The sequence below is a fragment of the Luteimonas sp. GW821-FHT14E02 genome, assembly GCF_058803905.1.
The window spans coordinates 182,455-202,062 of the sequence record NZ_JBXAPK010000007.1 but is presented as its reverse complement, the minus strand read 5'-3'; the positions used below and the strand labels follow the sequence as shown (position 1 = coordinate 202,062).

Sequence of the window (19,608 nt, the reverse complement as noted above, 5' to 3'; positions counted from 1 at the left end):
GAGGCTCTCATGAAAACGATCACCATCGCCGTTCTCACGATCGGCGTGCTCGCCGTCGTGGCCGCTGCCGGCGGCGCCGCTATCGTTTATTCCGGCGCCTACAACGTCGCCGCGGATGAACCGCACACACGGCCGGTCTATACGCTCCTGAGCCTTGCCCGCGAGCGCTCGATCGCCAAACGTGCGAACGCATTGCAGGTTCCTTCGGACATCACCAGCCCCGTTCGCGTTCGCCAGGGCGCCGGGAACTACGCCGCCATGTGCGCCGGTTGTCATCTTTCTCCCGGCGCGGAGCAAACGGAACTGAGCAAGGGCCTGTACCCGCCCCCGCCCGACTTCTCGCAACACGCCGTTGCGCCGGCCAAGGCCTTCTGGGCCATCAAGCACGGCATCAAGGCCAGCGGCATGCCGGCCTGGGGTAAGAGCATGGACGACGAGTACATCTGGAACATGGCCGCGTTCCTGCAGACATTGCCGAAGCTCGATCAGGCCGAATACGAAGCGCTCGTGGCGAGCAGCGGCGGCCACGAACACGGCGGCGGCGAAACCGGCGGGCATTCGCATAAGGACGGCGAAGCCGGGAGCCACGCCCACGATGCAATGGCTCCCGACGCCAACGACGCATCCATGCCGATGGAAGGCAAATCGCACGAACACGCCATGCCACCGGAGAAGCAGGCCACCGATTCCGTGCCGCGATCCGAACCGGCTGATCACGACGGCCACGAACATTGAACTTTCGAGTGTTCGATCTGCCAATCCCTCGACTCTTTGGAGAGTTTTCATGAATCGCACTTCCTCACTCTTTCTGCTCGCGCTTTCCCTGCTCGTCGCCATCGCCGTTGCCCACGCGCATGACGGCCCGCATCCACCCAAGACCGAGAAGGCCGGTCAGGCCATCAAATCCAGTGAATTCACCGCATTGGATTCCAACAAGGACGGCAGCTTGTCCAAGGCGGAGCTGGCGAAGCACAAGCTTGGCCCGCACTTCGACATGTTGGACACCGACAAGGACGGCCGTTTGAGCGTGGCCGAGTTCGCCGCCGGCAAAGGAATGTAGGCGCGCCCTCTGGATTGAGAACGCCCCTCTCCTCCGCATGCAGGAGAGGGGCGGTGCCATTCCGCGCAAAGTCGCTACGATTCCATCACCGGTGACGACCGATTTCCGCATCAGGATCGCGCATCGCCACGCCTGTGCTCAAATCTTGAAATCGTCGAAGGCGACCTGCTCCTCTGCGACGCCAAGTTCGCGCAACAACTTGCGCGTTGCCGCCAACATGGCGGGAGGGCCGCAAAGATAGAACTCGCAGGCGGAAAGGCCGGGATGATCGCGCAACAGGCCGTCGTGCACGGCGTCATGCACCCAGCCCTGAAGCAGGCCGGCGCCCTGTTCGATGTCTTCCGACAACACCAGATGCCAGCTGAAATTCGGATGCTTGGCGGCGATTCCGGCCATTTCGTCGACATAAGGCGCTTCGCGGAGATTTCTCGCGCCGTACCAGAAGTGGATGCGCTCTTCCGCTCCCTGCGCAAGCCGGGAATGCAGCATCGCGCGCAAGGGCGCCATCCCCGCTCCACCGCCGATGAAGATTTTTTCGTTCCCGCCGGGCTTCAGGGCAAAATCGCCGAATGGTCCGCTGAAACGGACGATGTCACCCGGCCTCAGGGAGTAGAGATAAGTGGAGCCCTTGCCGACGGGATGTCGCTTCCCTGAGGGACGCCCCGGGCTGAAGCGCGCCAGCAATGTCAGATTTCCGTCTGCCTCTTCGATCGGAAGCGCCAGGGAGTACGAGCGCCGCACCGGCATCTTGTTCACCAGCTTGTCCGGCAACTCCATCGTCTTCCAGTCTTCGCGATGATGCTCCGGGTGCCCGATATCGTGACGCAACAGCTCGTAGCCCGGCACATGCATTTGCAGATAGGCGCCGGGACGGAATTCGGTGCCGAGAGCCGCCTGCGGCATCAGGACGATCTCGCGCAGGAACGGCGTCACCGCGGTCACCTTGATCACTTCCGCGACGCGCTCGATCCAGAGATCGGCACCGGCTGAAGCTTCGATCTCGAGGTCTTCGCTCACCGGCAGGTTACAGGCGAGACGGTATCCCAATCGCAACCGACTGTCGGTCATGTGGCTGCGATCCGCACTCGTGGGCACCGGCGCCGTTCCACGAACGCGCACTTCGCACAGGCCACAGTTCTGGCCGCCTCCGCAGTTGGAGGGCAGCTGCAATCCGTTCCTGGCCATCGCCACGAAGACGGTGTCGCCGGCGCGCGACTCGATCGAACGCAACTTCGCGCCGCCGCCGTCGAAGACCGTCAATTTCCGCGCCGGACGCCATCGCGCGGGAACGAATTCGCTCAGACGCAGGCTCGTCACCAATAGCCAGAGGCCGGAGAGCGCGATCCACAGACCGCCGGATGCGGCCATGATCACCAGCGGATTGTTGAAATTCTGGCGCCCCGTGTAATCCATGATGTGGAGCATCCAGACCACGTCGAACAAACGCCAGGTGTCGTTGCGGCGTTCCAGGATCTGTCCGTCCTGCGCGGAGACATAGAGCGTGGTGTTGTCCTCGTCGTCGAAGTGCACGCGCCAGATCGCCCCCGGATGCCCGCGTGCTTCCAGCGGAGCGGCATCGAGCCATTCCGGGCGATCGGGCCGACCATCCCCGCGATAATCCGCCGCGGCGATTCCGGCGGCCAGCGCGGCATCGATCCGCACGGGTTGTCCGCTCCTCGCATCGACGAGCCAGGCCGTTGTCTTGTACGTCAGGCGATAGACCGGCCTTCCCTGCAGCCATGTTGCATCAATCATCTGCACCGGGCGTTTGGCCTGTGCCAGGATTTTCTCCAGCGCCACGGTGTCGTCTGGCCAGGCAGGGGCTTTGTGCGCATGCTCGGCCCGGTGGTGATGCCCCTCGACGGTGTCGTGATCGAGCAGACTCATCACCAGACCACTGCCCATCCAGATGACGAACTGCAGCGCGATGATCAGTCCGACCCATTTGTGCAGCCTGCGGATCCACGGCGTCATGCGGCGCGCCTCCGGTTGAAGCTGTACAGCAGGAGCCAGAGCCCGCTCGATGCGAACACGAAGCCGAGCGCGGCCGCGAACCGCAGCAGTGCGTTGTTGACGTCGGTCCGCTGCTCGTAATCCATGATGTGAAACATCCAGAGGAAGTCGAACCAGCGCCACAGGTCATGCCGTTTGGCGAGCAGTTCCCCGGTTTGCGGCGAGAGGTAGAGCGTGGTTTCGTTGCGGTCGGCGAACGCGACACGCCACATCGGGACCGGCCGTGTCGCGACTTCCTGCGGTGCTTTCCTGACGAGTTGGACCGTCTCGATCGGCGCCTTGCCCCGATACAGCACTTGCGCCAGTTGCCGTGCCGCCGCTTCATCAAGCGGGCTCAGTTGCTGTCCGGTTCGCGCATCGACCAGCGTGATCGTCTTGTCCTGATGCAGTTCGTAGACCTCGCGCTCGTGCAGCCGCTTGAGCCGGAACGACGTCAGCCCCGGATACCGCTCCTTGAGTGCGTCCGAATCGACCAATGACACGACAGGAGCCAACGGTTTGGATTTGGCATGCGCGAGATGATCGCCATGGATGATGTCGATCGAGATGGAAGTCATGTACAAGCCGCTCGCCATCCACAGCAGCGCCTGCACACCGATCGCCAGAGCGATCCATTTGTGGGCGCGGCGCGCCCAGAATGCGGGTTTCATTTCAGTACCTGCCTAGACATGGACGGTTGGGCCGGCGTGCGATTCCGTCGGAGTCATCGACGGAATCGCACCCTCGATCACCAGCAAGATCACCAGCAAGATCACCAGCAAGATCACCAGCAAGATCACCAGCAAGATCACCAGCAAGATCACCAGCGATAGGTTGCCTTGAGGTTCCAGCGTCGTCCCAGCAGGTCGTAGGTCATCGTGTCGGTATTGGCATCCGTCCAGCTCTGGATGAAGGGCGCCTTCTTGTCGAAGAGATTGTCGATGCCGACCGCGACATCGAAGGATGCGTTGAACGCGTACTTCGCCTGAAGGTTGTGATAGGTGACGCTCGGGGCGTGATCGCCGATGTCACCGGGCAAGGCGTTGATGTCTTCCGCACGGCCGATGTACTGCGCGCTGTACGAACCCGACCACGGGCCATGCGCCAGCGTCAGCGAGGCGAACGAGCGCCAGCGGGTGTAGCTGCCGCGTCCACCGGTAATCTTGCCGGCATAGCGGATTTCATCCGCTCCCTGGTACGGGCGCACGTCGTATCGGTCGAGATAGGAGACGTCCCAGCTCAGCGCGGCGTTCCAATCGTCGACCACGAACTGGTACAGCACGCCGAGATCGACGCCAGACACATTTTCGGTCGCGAGATTCTGCGGCTGCGAGAGCAGGAAATCGATCTCGCCAGTCAGCGGGTTGCGTGTGAACTGGCCGCTGCAGAAGGGATGACTCAATCCGGGCGAGTTGTAGCAGGCCGCAAGCTTGGTGGAGCCGTCGACGCGCTGGATCGCGTCCTCGATCCTGATGTTGAAATAGTCCAGCGTCACCGTCAGGTCATCGACGAAGGCCGGCGTCCACACCAGGCCGACCGTCACCGTTCTCGCATCCTCCGGTTGCAGCTCATCGTTGCCACCAACGGTGGTCAGCACGGTATTGCCGAGCTGCTCGTACCCCACGGGCACGCCCGAGGCCTGGCAATTCTGGTAGATGACCGACGAGGGCGACGTATCGCTCCAGCCGCTGCAGGGATCGGTCGTCGTCAGATTGCCTTCGGACACGCCGCCAAAGAGTTCCGGAACGTTGGGAATCCGGAACGCCGTGGCGTAGTTGGCGCGCAGCTTGAGCGCGGGCACGATCTGCCAATCGATGCCGATCTTGTAATTCGTATCGGCGCCGAACAGGTCGTAGTCCGAATAGCGGACCGCCGCGTTCAAGTCCAGGGATTCCGCCAGTGCCTTGCCTTGCAGCAGCGGCACCGCGATCTCGGCGAACACTTCCTTGGCGGTGTATTCGCCCAAGATCGGATCCTGTTGATTGGTGTTGGCGATGCCGAGCACGGTCAGCGGATCAGGATCGCGCCAGCCGCGCTCCTTGCGGACTTCCACACCGGTGGCCAGGCCGACCCACCCCGCGGGCAGTTCGAACAGCTGTCCGCTGAGGTTGGCGGTGAAGCTTTTCTGTTCGTTGCCGCCCTTGTCGCGGGTGGTGAACATGATGTAGTCGAGCACGTCCTGGGTGATGTCGCCATAACCGAGGTAATCCGCGCACGGAATCACCGCACCCGGCGCATTGCCGCACAGCGCGGTGTTCAGTGTCTGATCGACGCGATCGAGATTGGCGACATTGGTCGTGCGATCGGTGCCGGTATTACGTCCCCAGTTGAACGCCGTGGACCAGTCCCAGCCGACGCCGATCCTGCCCTCCAACCCGAGGACTACGCGAAATGTATCCGTGTCCTGATAGAACTTGCGGGGACCGGCCTCCAGCAGCCGGCGACGTTGCAGCAACAGGTCCTGGCCGGTCGGATTGGTGGGATGATCGGCAGCGATGTTGATCGGACGATATTGGCCGATGGCGCCAGGCGTGGCGAGCTGATCGGATTTGCGCTTGGTGTACATCAGCTCCGTGAACAACTCCACGTCATCTGACAGCGAAAGATTTCCGAATGCACTGGCGCTGATCCGCTTGATCGGATTGACCGCGTTGAGATATGGATTGGAGTTGAAGTTGTGCTTGGCTGGTGAATACGTTTCGTAGGAATCGCCGTCGCCGTTCGGATCCTGATTGAAGTTGATGCGCTGTCCGTCGGCGAGCACCGCGCGCCCGCCGATCGTGGCGGAGCTTCCCACGCAGACCAGACGCCCGTCCTCCTCGCCCAGACCGCAAGGCGCGCGGTCGGCCATGTTGACCGTGCCGCTTTCGGAATAGTTGAGCGCGGCCATGAAGGAGCCGCTGTCGCCGCTCGCGCCCCAGGTCAGATCGGCCGCGCGCTCCTCGCCGTCTCCATGGAACGTCTTGCCGTAGCGCACCGCGGCCTCGAATCCGTCGAATTTTTCCCGGGTGATGATGTTGACCACGCCCGCCACGGCATCCGCGCCGTAGATGGCCGACGCGCCATCCTTCAGCACCTCGATGCGTTCGATGAGCGCGACGGGAATGATGTTGAGATCGACGGCGCTGTTGGCGCCGGTGCCGCCGTAAACGACGCGGCGGCCATTGAGCAGGACCAGCGTGCGATTGATGCCCAGGCCGCGCAGGTTGACCTGCGTCGTGCCGTAGCCGTTGTCCGCCCAATAGGCATTGGTCTGGTTGCCGGCGAAACCGGCGCTAGCCGGCAATCGCTGCAACAGATTTTCCACGGAAATGGCCCCGGAGCGTTCGATCGATTCGCGATCGATCACGGTGACAGGCCCGACGCCCGAGATCTGTGCGCGTTTGATGTGGCTGCCCGTGACCGTCACGGTCTCCATGGTCTTCGCTTCCTGCGAGGTCGATTCCGGAGAGGTGGCAGCCGTTTCGGTGGTTTGTGCGAAGGCGATGCCTGTCGTTCCGGCGGACAGCAACGCGCCGATCGCCAGGGCAAGAGGGTTGCGCATACGAAACATGGAGAAAACTCCTCACGATTCTGATCGGTCGAATGGCCACGGCGCAGCCGGCGCGGCAAACGTGCCACGGGTGCACTCAAGGCAATGGAGGCCACGACGCGGTGGCCGGCTCGATCAGCCGATTGGAGGTCGGAAAACGCGTGCGGCGACGGCAGGTGCCGCCGGCATCTGTCGCAGCACGGCGGGCCGGTCGGCCAGCAGATGCTGTGCCGCGAACGGCACGGTACTCGCGGATGCGAATACGGGGAGCACGCAGTCACAGGCACATCCCGAACCCGCGCCGCAATCGCAATCCTCGTGGGGCGCGCCCTTCTGCCCGGGCGACGCATCGTCCTCGCAGTCGCCGCTGGCGTCAGGCCGGTCGGCCGTTGCCGCATGCGCGGCGCGCTCGACCGCCATGGCACCGGAAGCCCACAGCGACAGGCCACTCTCGAGACAGAGCGTCACGATGAGCAGGCAGCGCAACAGGATGCCGGACGGGGACATAGGCGTGCGGGAGCGATATTCGACTCTCAATTAACATGACGAAAAAGCGCATGTCAACATCGCGTGAAGCTATTGGCCGGAGATCTCCTCCAGAGAACTCTGGAGGAAACTCCAGCCATGACGCGTTCAACGGCAGGAAGCGCCGCGCGCGAGCTAGGCGCGACGCGTCTCCGGAGAAGCAGCCGCCGGCGAGGACGCCAGACGCAACGCATTGCTGACCACCGACACCGAACTCAGGCTCATCGCCAGCGCCGCGATCATCGGACTCAGCAGCCACCCGAACACGGGGTACAGAACACCGGCAGCCAACGGCACGCCAAGCGCGTTGTAGAGGAAGGCGAACCCCAGGTTTTGCTTCATGTTCGCGACCGTGTCGCGGGAAATCTCCATCGCCTGCAGGATCCGGCGCAGGTCGCCCTTGACCAGCGTCACCTGCGCACTCGACATGGCGACATCGGTGCCGGTGCCCATGGCGATGCCGACATCGGCCGCGGCCAGCGCCGGCGCATCGTTGATGCCATCGCCCGCCATCGCCACGCGACGGCCTTCGTTCTTCAACCGCTGCACCAGCGCCGCCTTGTCCTGCGGACGCACTTCGCCGTACACCTCCTCGATCCCCAGCGTGTGCCCGACAGCCGCGGCCGTGGCCTGCGCATCGCCGGATGCCATCACCAGATGCAATCCGGCTGCGCGCAGTGCGTTCAACGCCGGCAGCGTCGTGGCCTTGATAGGATCGGCAACGGCGATCGCGCCGGCAAGACGGCCCTCGGCCGCGAGATACATCACGCTGGCGCCTTCCTTGCGCAAACGTTCGGCATCGCCGCGCACCGGTGCAGCATCGGCGCCCACTTCCGTCATCAAGGCTTGATTGCCGAGTGCCAGCGCGCGATTGAAAGCACGTCCGCGCACGCCCATGCCGGTGACCGATTCGAAATCTTCCGTGCGCTCCAATGCCAGGTCGCGGCGCTTGGCCTCGCCCAGGATCGCTTCGGCGAGCGGGTGTTCACTGCCCTGCTCCAGGCTGGCGGCCCATTGCAGCACCTGATCCGCGGTGAAGCCTTCGGTCACGATCACGTCGCGGTACGCGGGCCGGCCCTCGGTCAAGGTGCCGGTCTTGTCGACAATCAATGTATCGATCGTGCGCAACCGCTCGATCGCCTCGGCATCGCGGAACAGCACGCCGGCCTTCGCAGCGCGGCCAGTCGCGACCATGATCGACATCGGCGTCGCCAGGCCAAGCGCACAGGGACAGGCAATGATCAACACGGAAACGGCGTTGAGCACGGCATACGTCCACGACGGCTCCGGCCCGAACAATCCCCAGCCCAGCAATGTGAGCAATGCGACGGTGAGCACGGCCAGCACGAACCAGAACGCCACCTTGTCGGCCATGCGCTGCATGGGTGCGCGCGAACGCTGCGCCTGCGCGACCAATTGCACGATCTGCGACAGCACCGTCTCCGACCCGACCTTCTCGGCACGGATCACCAGGCTTCCGGTGCCGTTGAGTGTGGCGCCGATCACCTTGACCCCGACAGTCTTCTCCACCGGAATGGCTTCTCCGGTCAGCATCGACTCGTCGATGCTGGAACGGCCTTCGAGCACTTCGCCATCCACCGGCACTTTCTCACCGGGGCGCACGCGCAACCGGTTGCCGACATGCACGTGTTCGAGCGGGATGTCTTCTTCGCTCCCGTCGTCGTTGACGCGCCGCGCCGTCTTGGGCGCCAGGCCGAGCAGGGATTTGATCGCCGCGGACGTCTTCGAGCGCGCCCGCAGCTCCAGTAGCTGGCCCAACAACGTGAGCGAGACGATGACAGCGGCAGCCTCGAAATACACACCAACCCTGCCATGCTCGCGGAACGAGGCCGGAAACAGATCCGGCGCGACGGTGGCGATGACGCTGTAACCGAATGCGGACGCCACGCCGATGCCGATCAGCGTCCACATGTTGGGGCTGCGATTGCGGATCGACTGCGCGCAGCGCACGAAGAATGGCCAGCCCGCCCACAGTACCACGGGCGCGCTCAGGATCAGCTCGAACCAGGTGCGCGCTTCCGTCGAGAGAAAGGTGATGCGATGCCCGAGCATCGCCAGTGCCAGCACGACGAGCGATAGTGGCAGCGTCCACCAGAAGCGATGCGAGAAATCGCGCAGCTCCGGATTGTCGTCCTCCTCCAGGCTCGGCATCTCCGGTTCGAGCGCCATGCCGCAGATCGGGCAGGTACCCGGCCCTTCCTGACGGATCTGCGGGTGCATCGGGCAGGTGTAGATCATGCCGGCGGGTGCGGATGGCACGGTCTTGGCCGAGGTGACGTGATGTCCATGCGCGGTGTGGTCGTGCGCGGGGGCGCCGGGGGTGCCCTCGGCTTCCGATGACACGTATCGCACCGGGTCGGCCACGAATTTCTCGCGGCACCGCGCCGAGCAGAAGTGGTATTCCACGCCGGCATGCGTGGCGTGGTGTGCTGTGGTCGCGGGATCGACCTGCATGCCGCAGACGGGATCGCGCGCCGACGACTGCGTCGCGGCGGCGGATGTCTTGTGCGTCGAGCAGCAACTGTGGCCCTGACCGGCCGCATTGTGACCGCCATGCCCCGAAGGAGGATGCGTGCTCACGTCCGCTCCTCCACCAACGCATTGAGGATCGGACAATGATCAAGGGTGCCGTGACCGGGGCAGGCATCCACCAGGGCCTTGAGCCCGTCGCGGATGCGGCCGAGTTCGGCGATCTTGACCTCGATCTCGGTCAATTTCTCCGCGGCCGTCGCCTTGAGGCCGGCCATGTCGTCGTCCCGATGGTCGGAGAGCGACAGCAGATCGCGGATTTCGCCCAGAGTGAAGCCGAGCGCCTTGGCCCGCCGCACGAAGCGCAGGCGCGCCACGTCCGAGGCCTCGAACGAACGGTAGCCGGAATCCCGGCGGGCCGGCAGCGGCAGCAATCCCTGCCGTTCGTAGTAACGCACCGTGTCGATGCCGACGCCGACACGCTGCGCGAGTTCACCAATTTTCACCGTGCACTCCGGTTTCTGGGCCTTCAATGCGGCAAGTCTGCACCCTGGACCATGGTCCAGAGTCAAGCCCTTGTTACGAACCGGTGTGGCGGTGGCGTCTTGGAAGCGGCTGCGCCAGTCTGATTACCTCAAGCGGCCCTCAATAGCTCGCATCGAACGCGAAAATCGGCTTGCGCGACCGCCACAGGCCCTTGGTGAAGTCCGGAAACTCGAGCGTCTTGAATCCTTCGGCAATGGATTGTTCCGACAGCGGCGTGATCGCGCTCCAGGCCACCGCGTCGTAGATATCGATGGGCATCGGCGCGTCCGCCTTCACCGCCTCGACGAAGGCATGGATGACGAAATAGTCCATGCCGCCATGCCCGGCGCTGGCGGCGCTGTCGGCGTACTTGCGCCAGAGCGGATGATCGTACTGATCCTGATAGGCCTGGAACGGCTCCCATTTATGCGGCGGGCTGCGGCCTTCGATGTGGATCGACTGGTTCAGATCCATCCACAGGCCATGGGTGCCCTGCACGCGGAAACCGAGCGAGTAAGGCCGCGGCAGCGAGGTGTCGTGCTGCAGCAGGATGGTCTCGCCGTTCTCGCAGGCCAGGGTCGTGGTGACGATGTCACCCAGCTTGAACTTCACCTGCGTGCTGGGATGGGTGGCACCGCCACTTTTTGCCGCGGTGTAATCGTGCAGACCACGTGCCTTGGTGGCGAAGCTGTTGATGTGGGTGAAGCGATTGCCGCGATTGATGCCGGTAACCATCGCACACGGGCCGATGCCATGACTCGGATACAGCTCGCCATTGCGACGCACCGAATGCTCGGTGCGCCAGCGCGCTTCCGACCAGGCCTTCGGGCCAAATTCAACGCCGCTGCCGTATGGCTGGTCAGGATTTCCGGAATTGAACTTCACTCCGCGCAGATCGTGCTGGTAGCCGGCTTGCAGATGCACGAGTTCACCGAACAGGCCCGCGCGCACCATCTGCAACGCCGCCATGACGTCGCGCCGATAGCAGACGTTCTCCAACAGCATGTACGGCGTGCCGGTGCGCTGCTGCGTTTCCAATACGTTCCAGTGATCCTGCAGGGTGATGCCGGCCACCACTTCGCAACCGACCGGAATCCTGGCTTCCATCGCTTCGATCGCCATCGGCGCATGCCATTCCCACGGCGTGGCGATGATCACCGCGTCCAGGCCGCGCTGTTGCAGCAGACGGCGATAGGCGTGCACATCCTTGTCCTCGCCATAGGTTTTTGGCGCAGGCTTTCCGGCCTCGTCCGCCATCTCCAGCGCGCGCTTGAGCATGATCGGCTCGATATCGCACAGCGCGACGACCTCGACATCGTCGCGACGCAACAGTTCGCGCAGCAGCACCTGCCCCCGCATGCCGGTGCCGATCATGCCCAGGCGCAGGCGGCGGCGGGCCGCGTGGGTCGGCAGGGATGGCAGCAGGCTGGTCGCGCCCAGCGCAGCGGCGGCGAGGATGAAGTCTCTACGATGCATTGCGATCTCTCTCCATACGACATTGCGAATCTTTGGGGTCGGCTCGATCCCGCGTCGGATAACATGCCCTCGACGGGCTTCGCGTCTTGCGAACCCCGCCTCAGGTTAACGCCAACCGCGTAATCGGAATCAGGGCAAGGTATTCAAATCGATAGCCGGCGGCGCCCCGTTCGTCGTTCGCACGAAACTCTGCCCGGGAGCGACGGGCGGCGAGAAGAAACCACCCATGCGAAGGTAGAACAGATTGCCGTTCACGCCGCCCGCGTAATCCAGCCGTTGCTGGTTGCTTCCAGTCGCATCCACGGTGAAGCGGGCCGTCGCCAGTTCTGTCCAGGCACCGCCCGCGGGCTTGGCCCACTGATTGCCGTAGCGGGCGCTGCGGCCGAGGTAGCCGTTTTCCGGAAGAAACGACTCCAGGAACGAATACAGCGAACGCAGATACGTGGGACCGCCAGGGCGCTTCCAGGTGGCGATCAACTGCCAGTCCGTACATTTGCTTTTGCGAGCAGAACTCGCCGCCTCGGCGAACCAAGAAGTGAACAACGTGCCGCCACCGCCATCCGGCCGGGCGCGCGTGAGGAAGCGATAGGTATGTCCGGCCTGCCATGGGTAGACGAGAAAACTCTGGCCGCCCGTCCCTTCTCCGCCGAAGTCGTTGGTGACCACGTTCTGCCCTTTGGCAACCAGCGTCGTCTTGCCGCCGTCGGGCGCATCCCAGATCGAGAACAGGACCCTGCGTTCAGTGCGCGAGTTGACCTGGATACCGAAATAGCCGCCGTCGAATCCGTTGGCCATGTAGTAGGAACCGATCGCATCCTGCCCCACTGGTACCGTCACTTCGCTGTAGACGTACTCGGTATCGGCAGGAGCCTGATAGCCCAGATGGACCGAAGGACCACGGCGCGACCAGTAGAAATTCTCCGGATCATTGGCAAACACCACGCCGACGGCGGCGCTTCCCGCGATGCGCAGGTCGCTGACATCGCCGTAGTACCGGCCATCGGTGGACACGCCCTGCAGATCCACCTTCACATAGCCGGGGCGATCGACGGTGAAGCTTCCGACCGGGAACACCGCGCTCTCCGTGCCGAAGAGATTCACTGGTATTGACTGATTGCCTACGGTCACCTTGACCGTGCTGCGATCCGCGCCCGCGAGCGCTCCCACCAACGCCACCTGCAGTTCTCCTGCCTGCTGCACGCTGAAGTAGACGCTGACGACGGCCCGATTCGAATCCCAGTTGTGCAAACCGGTCTCGGTGATGACTTCATGCGCGGCCGGCGCCGGTTTGCTGATGAAAGCATTGCCGCCCAGCGGCACGGTGACCGTGGTTTCCTGCGCACCGGCGATGCCAGGCAATACGAACCACAACAATGCGAGACTTGCACGAACGAGCGATCTCATGAGTGTTCTCCGTGATGGGGAGGTACTGGCGCGATAGTTCGGATTGGAAGATCGCCACGGCCGGAAGTCGGCCGACCGTGGCGGAAGCCTGCGTGATTTCGGGACTAGAACTTGTAGTTCAGCGAGACGCTGTAGATGCGGCCATACAAGTTCGCGTAGTCGCTGGCGTCGCCGAGGAAGCTGTTCGGGTCGTAGAACGGCAGTCGATCGAACAGGTTCTTCACCGTGACACCGACCTTCACGTTTTCGAGCGGCCGCCAGGTCACGCCGAGGTTCGCCGTCCACCAGGCCGGAACACCGTTGCACTGTCCGGGCGATGGCTTGTTGTAGTACGCCATGCACTTACCCGGCAACGAATCGACATCGGTCTTGTCGTAGGCCCACTTGGTGCCACCGACATAGTTGATGAACAGGCTTGTGGTCCAGTTGCCGTAGTTCCAGTCGGCGTTCAACGTGGCACGCAGCCTCGGGTTGCCGTAGTAGCCGACCGTATTGCCATAAGCCCATCCGGTGCTGCTGTCGAGGAGGACCGTGTCGTTGCGACGCGCGATCGTCGCGGCCAGTCCAACGTTCAGCCCACCCCAGTCGCCCAGCGAGAAGTGGCCGCGGGCATCGATGTCGAAACCGTCGACCAGGGTGCGCCCCTGGTTCTTGTACTGACCGACGACGCTGGACACATTGCCCACGCTGTAGGTCGGTAGCGTGCCGGGACAGGTCACGCCGCTGGCGGGATCGGCGCACATGGCGGCAAGCGTCGCCAGATTCGCGCGATCGGCGTCGGTGATCGGGAACCGCGTCGAGGAGACGATGTCCGCCGCCTTGCTGAAGTCCGGCGCGGCGATCTGGTCGCGACGGTAGATGAACCAATAGTCGGCCGACAGCGACAACCACTTCGTCGGTTCGTACACGAAGCCCAGCGTGGCGATCTTGGCCTTCTCCGGCTCCAGATCCTGGTTGGGCTGCGTCATGCGCGCCACGGTGCGGCTGCAATCCGCGTTCAACAGTGACGTGCCGAGATCCTTGTCGCCCTGGCGATTCGACTGCAAGAGCAGGTTGGCGATCGCATTCGTCTCGTTGCAACGGGTCTCGTCCCGGTAGCCGCCGAGCTGGGCGAAGACGCCACCGGTGCCGGATTCGGCCAGGCTCGGCGCGCGGAAGCCTTCCGAATAGGTGCCGCGCAGCAACAGTTCCGGCAGCATCTGGTACTTGATGCCGATCTTCGGCGCGACGTTGGCGCTGAAGTTCGGATACTTGTCCACGCGCACCGCCGCGTCGATTTCCAGCTTCTCGGTGATGGGCGCGACAGCTTCGGCAAACAGCGCGCTCGTCGTGCGCTCGCCGTCGAACCATGAACCGCCTTGTTGCGTGATCAGGCCGTTCGCCGCGTCCGGATTGCCAGGCGTGAAGAACGACTCGCGCATCACGCTGAAACCGAATGCCGCGCGCACTTCACCGGCCGGTAGCGTATAGATCGGTCCTTCGATCTTGCCGTCCAGGGTATGGAGGCGCGTCCAGGAATGGATGTCGAAGGTCGGGTAGGCCTCGCGGATCAATTTTGCGTTCGCTTCGTTGATGACACCGAACTGGTAGGCCGGATTGTCGGCCATCAACGTGCGACCAGTGACCGGATCGATCGTGAACGGGCCGAACGCCTTCGCGAACCCTTCCAGATTGACGTTGACTGTCTGGTACGTGACCGAGTGTGTCCCAGCCGTGGCGAGAGCGGTCTCCCAGTTCCAGTCACCGATGTTACCGCGCAGGCCGGCGAGTGCCCGATAACTCTTGTCGGTGTTGCGCTGGCCGAAATAGTCGTCGCCCACGTCCTGCAACAGGTATTGCAGGCCGACCACGCCGCCCATCAACGCCTTCAGCTCGGGACTGGCGTTGTTGTACACGTTGTTCGGGCCCATGAATGGATAGCTGAACGTGTTGACGTTCACACCCGTGTTGCGCGCGAACCAGCTCGTCGGGTTGCCGCTCGTGCTGTTGAAGGCGCGTGGCGTGCCGCCGTTGGCGGTCAGCTCGATATCCGTGTACGTCGCCTCGCCGAAGGCTTCCATCGAATCGCCAATCAGGAAATCCCCGTGCAGGTAAATGGTGGTGCGCTTCGACTTGGCGCCCGCATCGATCTCGTTGTTCAACCACGTTTGCCAGATGCAGCGCGGGCCGGCCGCCTCGGTGGTCAGCACGTTGTTGCAACCCGGCGCGGGCTGTTGCACGCGGGCGCCGGTGCTCGGATCGAACGCGAAATAGCTGCCGGGATTGAACACGCCCGGCGCGCTGCCATTATTGAGACGGAAATTGTTGATGTAGTTGGGATTGTTGACGTAGTACTGGCGCGGCTTCTTGTCGTACCAGTCGCTGAGCGGAATCGGGTCGCGCCGATACAGGTTGACCGAGGCATAGAGGTTGTAGCGATCCTTTTCGAGATCGCCGATGCCGGCGGTGATGCTGGCCTGGTGCTCGCCGTAGGAATCGATGCGCGATGACGTGTCGCTGCTCAAGCTGAGCTCGACGCCATCGAACGACTTCTTCGTGATCACGTTGATCACGCCGGCCACCGCATCGGTGCCGTAGACGGCCGAAGCGCCGTCGGTCAGCACCTCCATGCGCTCGATCGCGGCGGCGGGAATCGCGTCGATGTTGACGAACTGGGTCTGGAAACCCGCCGGTGCGCCGTAGTACGACAGGCGGCGGCCGTTCAACAGCACCAGCGTGCCCTGAGCACCGAGGCCGCGCAGGTTGGCCTGCGATGCGCCGTCGGAACCGGTGAACAGTGACTTGAAGTCCTGCTGCGCCGGCCGCGCGGCGGGCAGGTTGTCGAGCACCTGGAGCAAGGTGCGCGCGCCCATGTTCTCGATATCCTGCTCGCTGATGATCTGCAGCGGCGAGGCGGTTTCGACATCGGTGCGCTTGATGTTGGAACCGGTGACTTCGATCCGGGCCAGATCGGTGGCCTTGCTATCGCCACCGGGTTTTTCCGCTTCCGTTTGTGGAGTGCTGGGATCGGCTGTCTGCGCGGAAGCCGGACCCGCCGCGGCGAGCGCCATGCTCAACGCAACGGACAAGGTGGTGGCGGGGATGCAGCGATGGCGATGGCGTACTGGCAACATCTTTGTCTCCTTGTTCGATCCGCAGGCGGGGGACTGCGTGGTGAATGGGTTTGCGTCAGGCAACAGCGGGCCCGTGCCACGGCTGACAAGCCGCAGTTGAAAGGCAGGAACTGTGGGTACGACTCGGCTAAGGTGGTGCGATCGTGGCGGTGTCGCCCTCCTGTCCAATCAGGACCGCATTGGCCCAGTTGCCGCAGACCCGTGCCGGCTGCGCGCCTTGCGCGCCAAGCGTGCGCAGGCTCAGACGGTGCAGGCCACGGAGATCGAGTTCGGGTTTGACGACGCCCGGCGCACGCACCAACCCGCTGTCGTAGAGCAGCCGGTCGTCGCCCCACACCTGGAATTGCATGCCGCCGGCATCGCGGCAGCTGTCATCGATGCCGAGATCGGCGCGCAGCAGGCGCCAGTCGCCTTGCAGTTGCATATCGATGCGGCTGTCGGCGCCGACGCCCAGGCCGCGGCGGAAATGCAGGCCGTTCATGCGCATCTCCGATGCGCCGCCATGCGCGTGATCACGCGCCACTTCGGTCGAGAACGCGGGCGGCAATGTCAGTTCGGAAAGATAGCGTTGCTGCATCGGGCGCTCGCTCGATGCGTGTTCGAGCACATGGAACGTGGACAGCACGATCGGCCCGACATCACGTGGCTGCAACGCATCGAAGGCACGCGCGCCACCACCTTGCGCGGCCGTCACCATCGGATCGCTGCCGCTGGCGGCATCACCCTCGGGGTTCTGCGTGCTCAACACGCGGAAGCGCAACAACCGGCCAGCATGCGCGGGGAAATCGATGCGCTGCATGTCCTGTTGCAACATCAGGCGTCCGCGCTTGACCGGTTCGCCCCACTCGCCGTTGCTGTCGGCGAGATAGATTTCGTAATCGCGAATCTGGCCGTGCTTCCAGTTCTTGTCGTTGCGCGGCGCCAACTCGATGCCGTCGATCAGACGGCGTTCGCCGAAACCGATCGTCCATTCGTGCGCGCCGGTGCGCACGGCCTGGTTGCGCACGGTGCGGAACCAAGTGGTGGGATCGTCGTCGAAGGCGTTCTCGAGCGAATGGCCGGGTTCTTCCGCGGGACGGTTGACCACGAGCAGGCTGTCGGAAGGCAAGGCGCGGCCAAGCACGGGCGCGGCGGGGAAATCGTCGTCCGGCAAGGCCGAGTCAGCCGGAAAATCCAGACGGAAGTCCAACGCGCGGCGGATATCGACCGGCGCGGTGCGCACATGCAGCGTGCCGCGCCGTTCGGCGGGATCGAAATACCAGCCTTCCGCAGCGGACTGCCAATCCGCCGCACTGGCAATTACCGGCAACGCACGACCATCGAGTTCCACGGCACGCGGACGCGCGCGACTGAGCACGCGCAACGCGTAGCGGCGTTGCGGCAGTTGGCCAGCATATTGACCGCGCACGGCATCGATGCGCACGTGCACCTCGCCACTGCCCTGCTCCGGCGCCCGCATGGCGATGTCCTGTTCGCTGGATTCGCCTTGCGCGTAGCGGCGCGTGTTGCCGTCGTCCTCGTACAGGGTGTATTGCGATTCGCCCTGTGGATACAAATCGAGGGTGAGTTCGTCGATCGGCTTCTCACCGTCGTAGAGCATCGCCGGATACATCGGCACGATCGCGCCGGCGCGCACGAAGACGGGCAAGGTCTTCAGATCGACCTGACGATCGATCTGGCGTCCCTGCGGCCCCGCCAGCAGTTGGCGGCCGTCCCAGTAGTCGATCCAGCGGCCAGGCGGAAGATGGATATCGCGCCGCCAACCGCGACTGGCGGCCTGGCTGCGATACACCGGCGCCACCAACAACTCGCGACCGAGCAGGAACTGATATTTGTGCGCCTCGGTGTACGCCTGCGGATCCTGCGGGTCATCCCACATCAGCGCGCGCACCAGCGGCGCGCCGCTGCGCTCGGTTTCACGCGCCAGTCCGTACATGTACGGTGTGAGGCGCATCTTGAGCTTCAGATAATCGCGATTGATGCCGCGATAAGGCTCGTCGAACGCCCATGGATGCTTGCGCGTGTTCGATGACCAGCCGGACATGCCCATCAATACCGGCGTGAAGCTTTTCCACTGCAGATCGCGGGTGAAGGTCTCGGCGCTGCCGCCGAAGATGCCGTCGACATCGCCGGTGGCGTAGGCCATGCCCGACAGCCCCGAGCCGATCACCGTCGGAATGTGCCAGCGGATGTAGTCCCAGCTACCGCTCTGATCGCCCGTCCACGCCACCGCGAAACGCTGGATGCCGGCCCAGCCCATCACCGTCCACAAGAATGGGCGCGAATCGGAATTCTTCAGAATGCCGTCGTAGGCGGCATGATTGGCATCCATTGCGAACTGGTAGCCCTTGCCAGTCCATGCCACGTCGAGTTTCTGCACGCGGCTGCCAGCGGTGCCGACTTCCCAGGCGATCTTGTCGACGCCGTCCTCGGTCCACAAACCGGTGCGGAAGCCATAACGCGCCAGCCCTTGCACCACCTTCGGCAAATCCTTGTAGCCGCAACCGTAACCATCGTTGGGCAGGATCCAGCCGCCGGGCATGTCGTATTCGCGGTATTTGCGCGCGACGCTGTCGACCACGTCCGGCGTGGTGCCGGTGGGGCCATCGCGCCAGCCTTCGGGCACGGTGCCGGGCTTCTTGGCGTTGTCGCCGTCGTTGTAGCAATCGGCATCGCCGTAGGAAAGCGCCCAGCGCGGCGGCAGCTTGGCGCGGCCGGTCAGCGCGGTGTAGCGATCGAGCAGCGCGTGCAGACTCGCGCCGACGAAGTAGTAAGCGTCGAAGCGGTCCTCGCGATGCAGCAGCGTGATCGCCTCCGGCTCGCGCAAATCGTAATTGCCGTCGCTCCAGGTGTCGCGCAGCATGCCCCAGCCGCGCGAACTCAGCAGCATCGGCGCCGGGCTCGGACGATCGCCCTCTTCCCAACCACCGGAATACGAAATCTCCAGCTCGCGGCCCTTGAATTCAAAGCGTCCGTTCTGCTGCCCGCCACCGTAGAAATGTTCGTCGGATTCGCTGGAGAGCACTTGCACGGTCTGCCCTCGCGACAGATCCAGCGGCTGCAACTCGCGCCATAGCGGAATCGTCTTGCCGGCTTCGATCCGATCGAGCGCGAAGCGCAGCGGCTGGCGCTGGATGTGCAGCACCAGCGCATCGGTGCGGATGCGTACTTCATTCGCATCCTCTTCCAGCTTGAAAGGCACCGCAGACACCGGCTGCGGCAACACGATCGGCGTGGCCTTGTCGCCGGCCGGGAGCAGCTTGCCGTTGTGGCCGGCCTGCACGCGCAGCACGTCGGCGCGCAACAGATCGATGCGAACGCGCGTGCCGTTGTCGGTGGTGATCTCCCAGCTCGCCGAGCCTTCACTGGTCGAAGCATTGGTCGAAGCGGACGCGATGCCGCGCAGATTGCCCACAGGCTCGGCCAAAGCCGGGACGGCCCAGACCAGCAGGGACATCATTGCGGCAAGCAGACTGCCTTTGCGTCGTGCG

13 protein-coding genes are annotated in these 19,608 nt (G+C 63.8%); 2 read left to right on the top strand and 11 right to left on the bottom strand.

The window, feature by feature from the left end:
* Nucleotides 1-9: 9 nt before the first annotated feature.
* Nucleotides 10-735 carry a c-type cytochrome gene (locus tag AC1RNP_RS13380; protein ID WP_493051759.1) on the top strand — a complete coding sequence of 242 codons (726 nt, stop codon included), beginning with the start codon at nucleotides 10-12 and terminating at the stop codon, nucleotides 733-735.
* A gap of 49 nt (nucleotides 736-784) precedes the next feature.
* Nucleotides 785-1,060: a hypothetical protein gene (locus AC1RNP_RS13375; protein WP_493051758.1), complete on the top strand. Its 276-nt coding sequence runs from the start codon at nucleotides 785-787 to the stop codon at nucleotides 1,058-1,060.
* A 138-nt stretch (nucleotides 1,061-1,198) separates the two neighbouring features.
* On the opposite strand, the gene AC1RNP_RS13370 is transcribed toward AC1RNP_RS13375, so the two are convergent.
* The 11 genes from AC1RNP_RS13370 to AC1RNP_RS13320 form a co-directional block, all read right to left on the bottom strand.
* Entirely contained in the window at nucleotides 1,199-3,034 is a 1,836-nt protein-coding gene (locus AC1RNP_RS13370) for a 2Fe-2S iron-sulfur cluster-binding protein (RefSeq protein WP_493051757.1), read from the bottom strand.
* Complete coding sequence (locus AC1RNP_RS13365) at nucleotides 3,031-3,723, bottom strand: hypothetical protein (RefSeq protein WP_493051756.1); 693 nt, start codon at nucleotides 3,721-3,723, stop codon at nucleotides 3,031-3,033. Before AC1RNP_RS13365 ends, AC1RNP_RS13370 begins: the two co-directional genes overlap by 4 nt.
* A 12-nt stretch (nucleotides 3,724-3,735) precedes the next feature.
* Complete coding sequence (locus AC1RNP_RS13360; protein WP_493051755.1) at nucleotides 3,736-3,876, bottom strand: hypothetical protein; 141 nt, start codon at nucleotides 3,874-3,876, stop codon at nucleotides 3,736-3,738.
* Nucleotides 3,873-6,605: a TonB-dependent receptor gene (locus AC1RNP_RS13355; RefSeq protein ID WP_493051754.1), complete on the bottom strand. Its 2,733-nt coding sequence runs from the start codon at nucleotides 6,603-6,605 to the stop codon at nucleotides 3,873-3,875. The genes AC1RNP_RS13360 and AC1RNP_RS13355 overlap by 4 nt, the downstream gene beginning before the upstream one ends.
* Nucleotides 6,606-6,719: 114 nt before the next feature.
* On the bottom strand, nucleotides 6,720-7,091 hold the full coding sequence (locus AC1RNP_RS13350; RefSeq protein ID WP_493051753.1) for a CopL family metal-binding regulatory protein: 372 nt from the start codon (nucleotides 7,089-7,091) through the stop codon (nucleotides 6,720-6,722).
* 153 nt (nucleotides 7,092-7,244) lie between these two features.
* The gene (locus AC1RNP_RS13345; RefSeq protein WP_493051838.1) at nucleotides 7,245-9,584 is read right to left on the bottom strand and encodes a heavy metal translocating P-type ATPase; all 2,340 of its coding nucleotides are present in this window, start codon (nucleotides 9,582-9,584) and stop codon (nucleotides 7,245-7,247) included.
* Nucleotides 9,585-9,706: 122 nt separating this feature from the next.
* Nucleotides 9,707-10,105, bottom strand: a complete 399-nt coding sequence (locus AC1RNP_RS13340) for a heavy metal-responsive transcriptional regulator (RefSeq protein WP_493051752.1) — start codon at nucleotides 10,103-10,105, stop codon at nucleotides 9,707-9,709.
* A 139-nt stretch (nucleotides 10,106-10,244) separates the two neighbouring features.
* Nucleotides 10,245-11,600: a Gfo/Idh/MocA family protein gene (locus AC1RNP_RS13335; RefSeq protein ID WP_493051751.1), complete on the bottom strand. Its 1,356-nt coding sequence runs from the start codon at nucleotides 11,598-11,600 to the stop codon at nucleotides 10,245-10,247.
* A gap of 129 nt (nucleotides 11,601-11,729) precedes the next feature.
* Entirely contained in the window at nucleotides 11,730-13,004 is a 1,275-nt protein-coding gene (locus AC1RNP_RS13330) for a DUF3472 domain-containing protein (RefSeq protein ID WP_493051750.1), read from the bottom strand.
* 104 nt (nucleotides 13,005-13,108) lie between these two features.
* On the bottom strand, nucleotides 13,109-16,117 hold the full coding sequence (locus AC1RNP_RS13325; protein WP_493051749.1) for a TonB-dependent receptor domain-containing protein: 3,009 nt from the start codon (nucleotides 16,115-16,117) through the stop codon (nucleotides 13,109-13,111).
* A gap of 127 nt (nucleotides 16,118-16,244) precedes the next feature.
* Nucleotides 16,245-19,577, bottom strand: a complete 3,333-nt coding sequence (locus AC1RNP_RS13320) for a TIM-barrel domain-containing protein (RefSeq protein ID WP_493051748.1) — start codon at nucleotides 19,575-19,577, stop codon at nucleotides 16,245-16,247.
* Nucleotides 19,578-19,608 lie beyond the last annotated feature (31 nt).

What these genes read in the sequence shown, in the direction of transcription:
- AC1RNP_RS13350 (WP_493051753.1), bottom strand. Translation starts at nt 7,091, where the DNA reads ATGTCCCCGTCCGGCATCCTGTTGCGCTGCCTGCTCATCGTGACGCTC.
- AC1RNP_RS13355 (WP_493051754.1), bottom strand. Translation starts at nt 6,605, where the DNA reads ATGTTTCGTATGCGCAACCCTCTTGCCCTGGCGATCGGCGCGTTGCTG.
- AC1RNP_RS13320 (WP_493051748.1), bottom strand. Translation starts at nt 19,577, where the DNA reads ATGATGTCCCTGCTGGTCTGGGCCGTCCCGGCTTTGGCCGAGCCTGTG.
- AC1RNP_RS13380 (WP_493051759.1), top strand. Translation starts at nt 10, where the DNA reads ATGAAAACGATCACCATCGCCGTTCTCACGATCGGCGTGCTCGCCGTC.
- AC1RNP_RS13345 (WP_493051838.1), bottom strand. Translation starts at nt 9,584, where the DNA reads ATGCAGGTCGATCCCGCGACCACAGCACACCACGCCACGCATGCCGGC.
- AC1RNP_RS13365 (WP_493051756.1), bottom strand. Translation starts at nt 3,723, where the DNA reads ATGAAACCCGCATTCTGGGCGCGCCGCGCCCACAAATGGATCGCTCTG.
- AC1RNP_RS13335 (WP_493051751.1), bottom strand. Translation starts at nt 11,600, where the DNA reads ATGCATCGTAGAGACTTCATCCTCGCCGCCGCTGCGCTGGGCGCGACC.
- AC1RNP_RS13375 (WP_493051758.1), top strand. Translation starts at nt 785, where the DNA reads ATGAATCGCACTTCCTCACTCTTTCTGCTCGCGCTTTCCCTGCTCGTC.
- AC1RNP_RS13325 (WP_493051749.1), bottom strand. Translation starts at nt 16,117, where the DNA reads ATGTTGCCAGTACGCCATCGCCATCGCTGCATCCCCGCCACCACCTTG.
- AC1RNP_RS13370 (WP_493051757.1), bottom strand. Translation starts at nt 3,034, where the DNA reads ATGACGCCGTGGATCCGCAGGCTGCACAAATGGGTCGGACTGATCATC.
- AC1RNP_RS13330 (WP_493051750.1), bottom strand. Translation starts at nt 13,004, where the DNA reads ATGAGATCGCTCGTTCGTGCAAGTCTCGCATTGTTGTGGTTCGTATTG.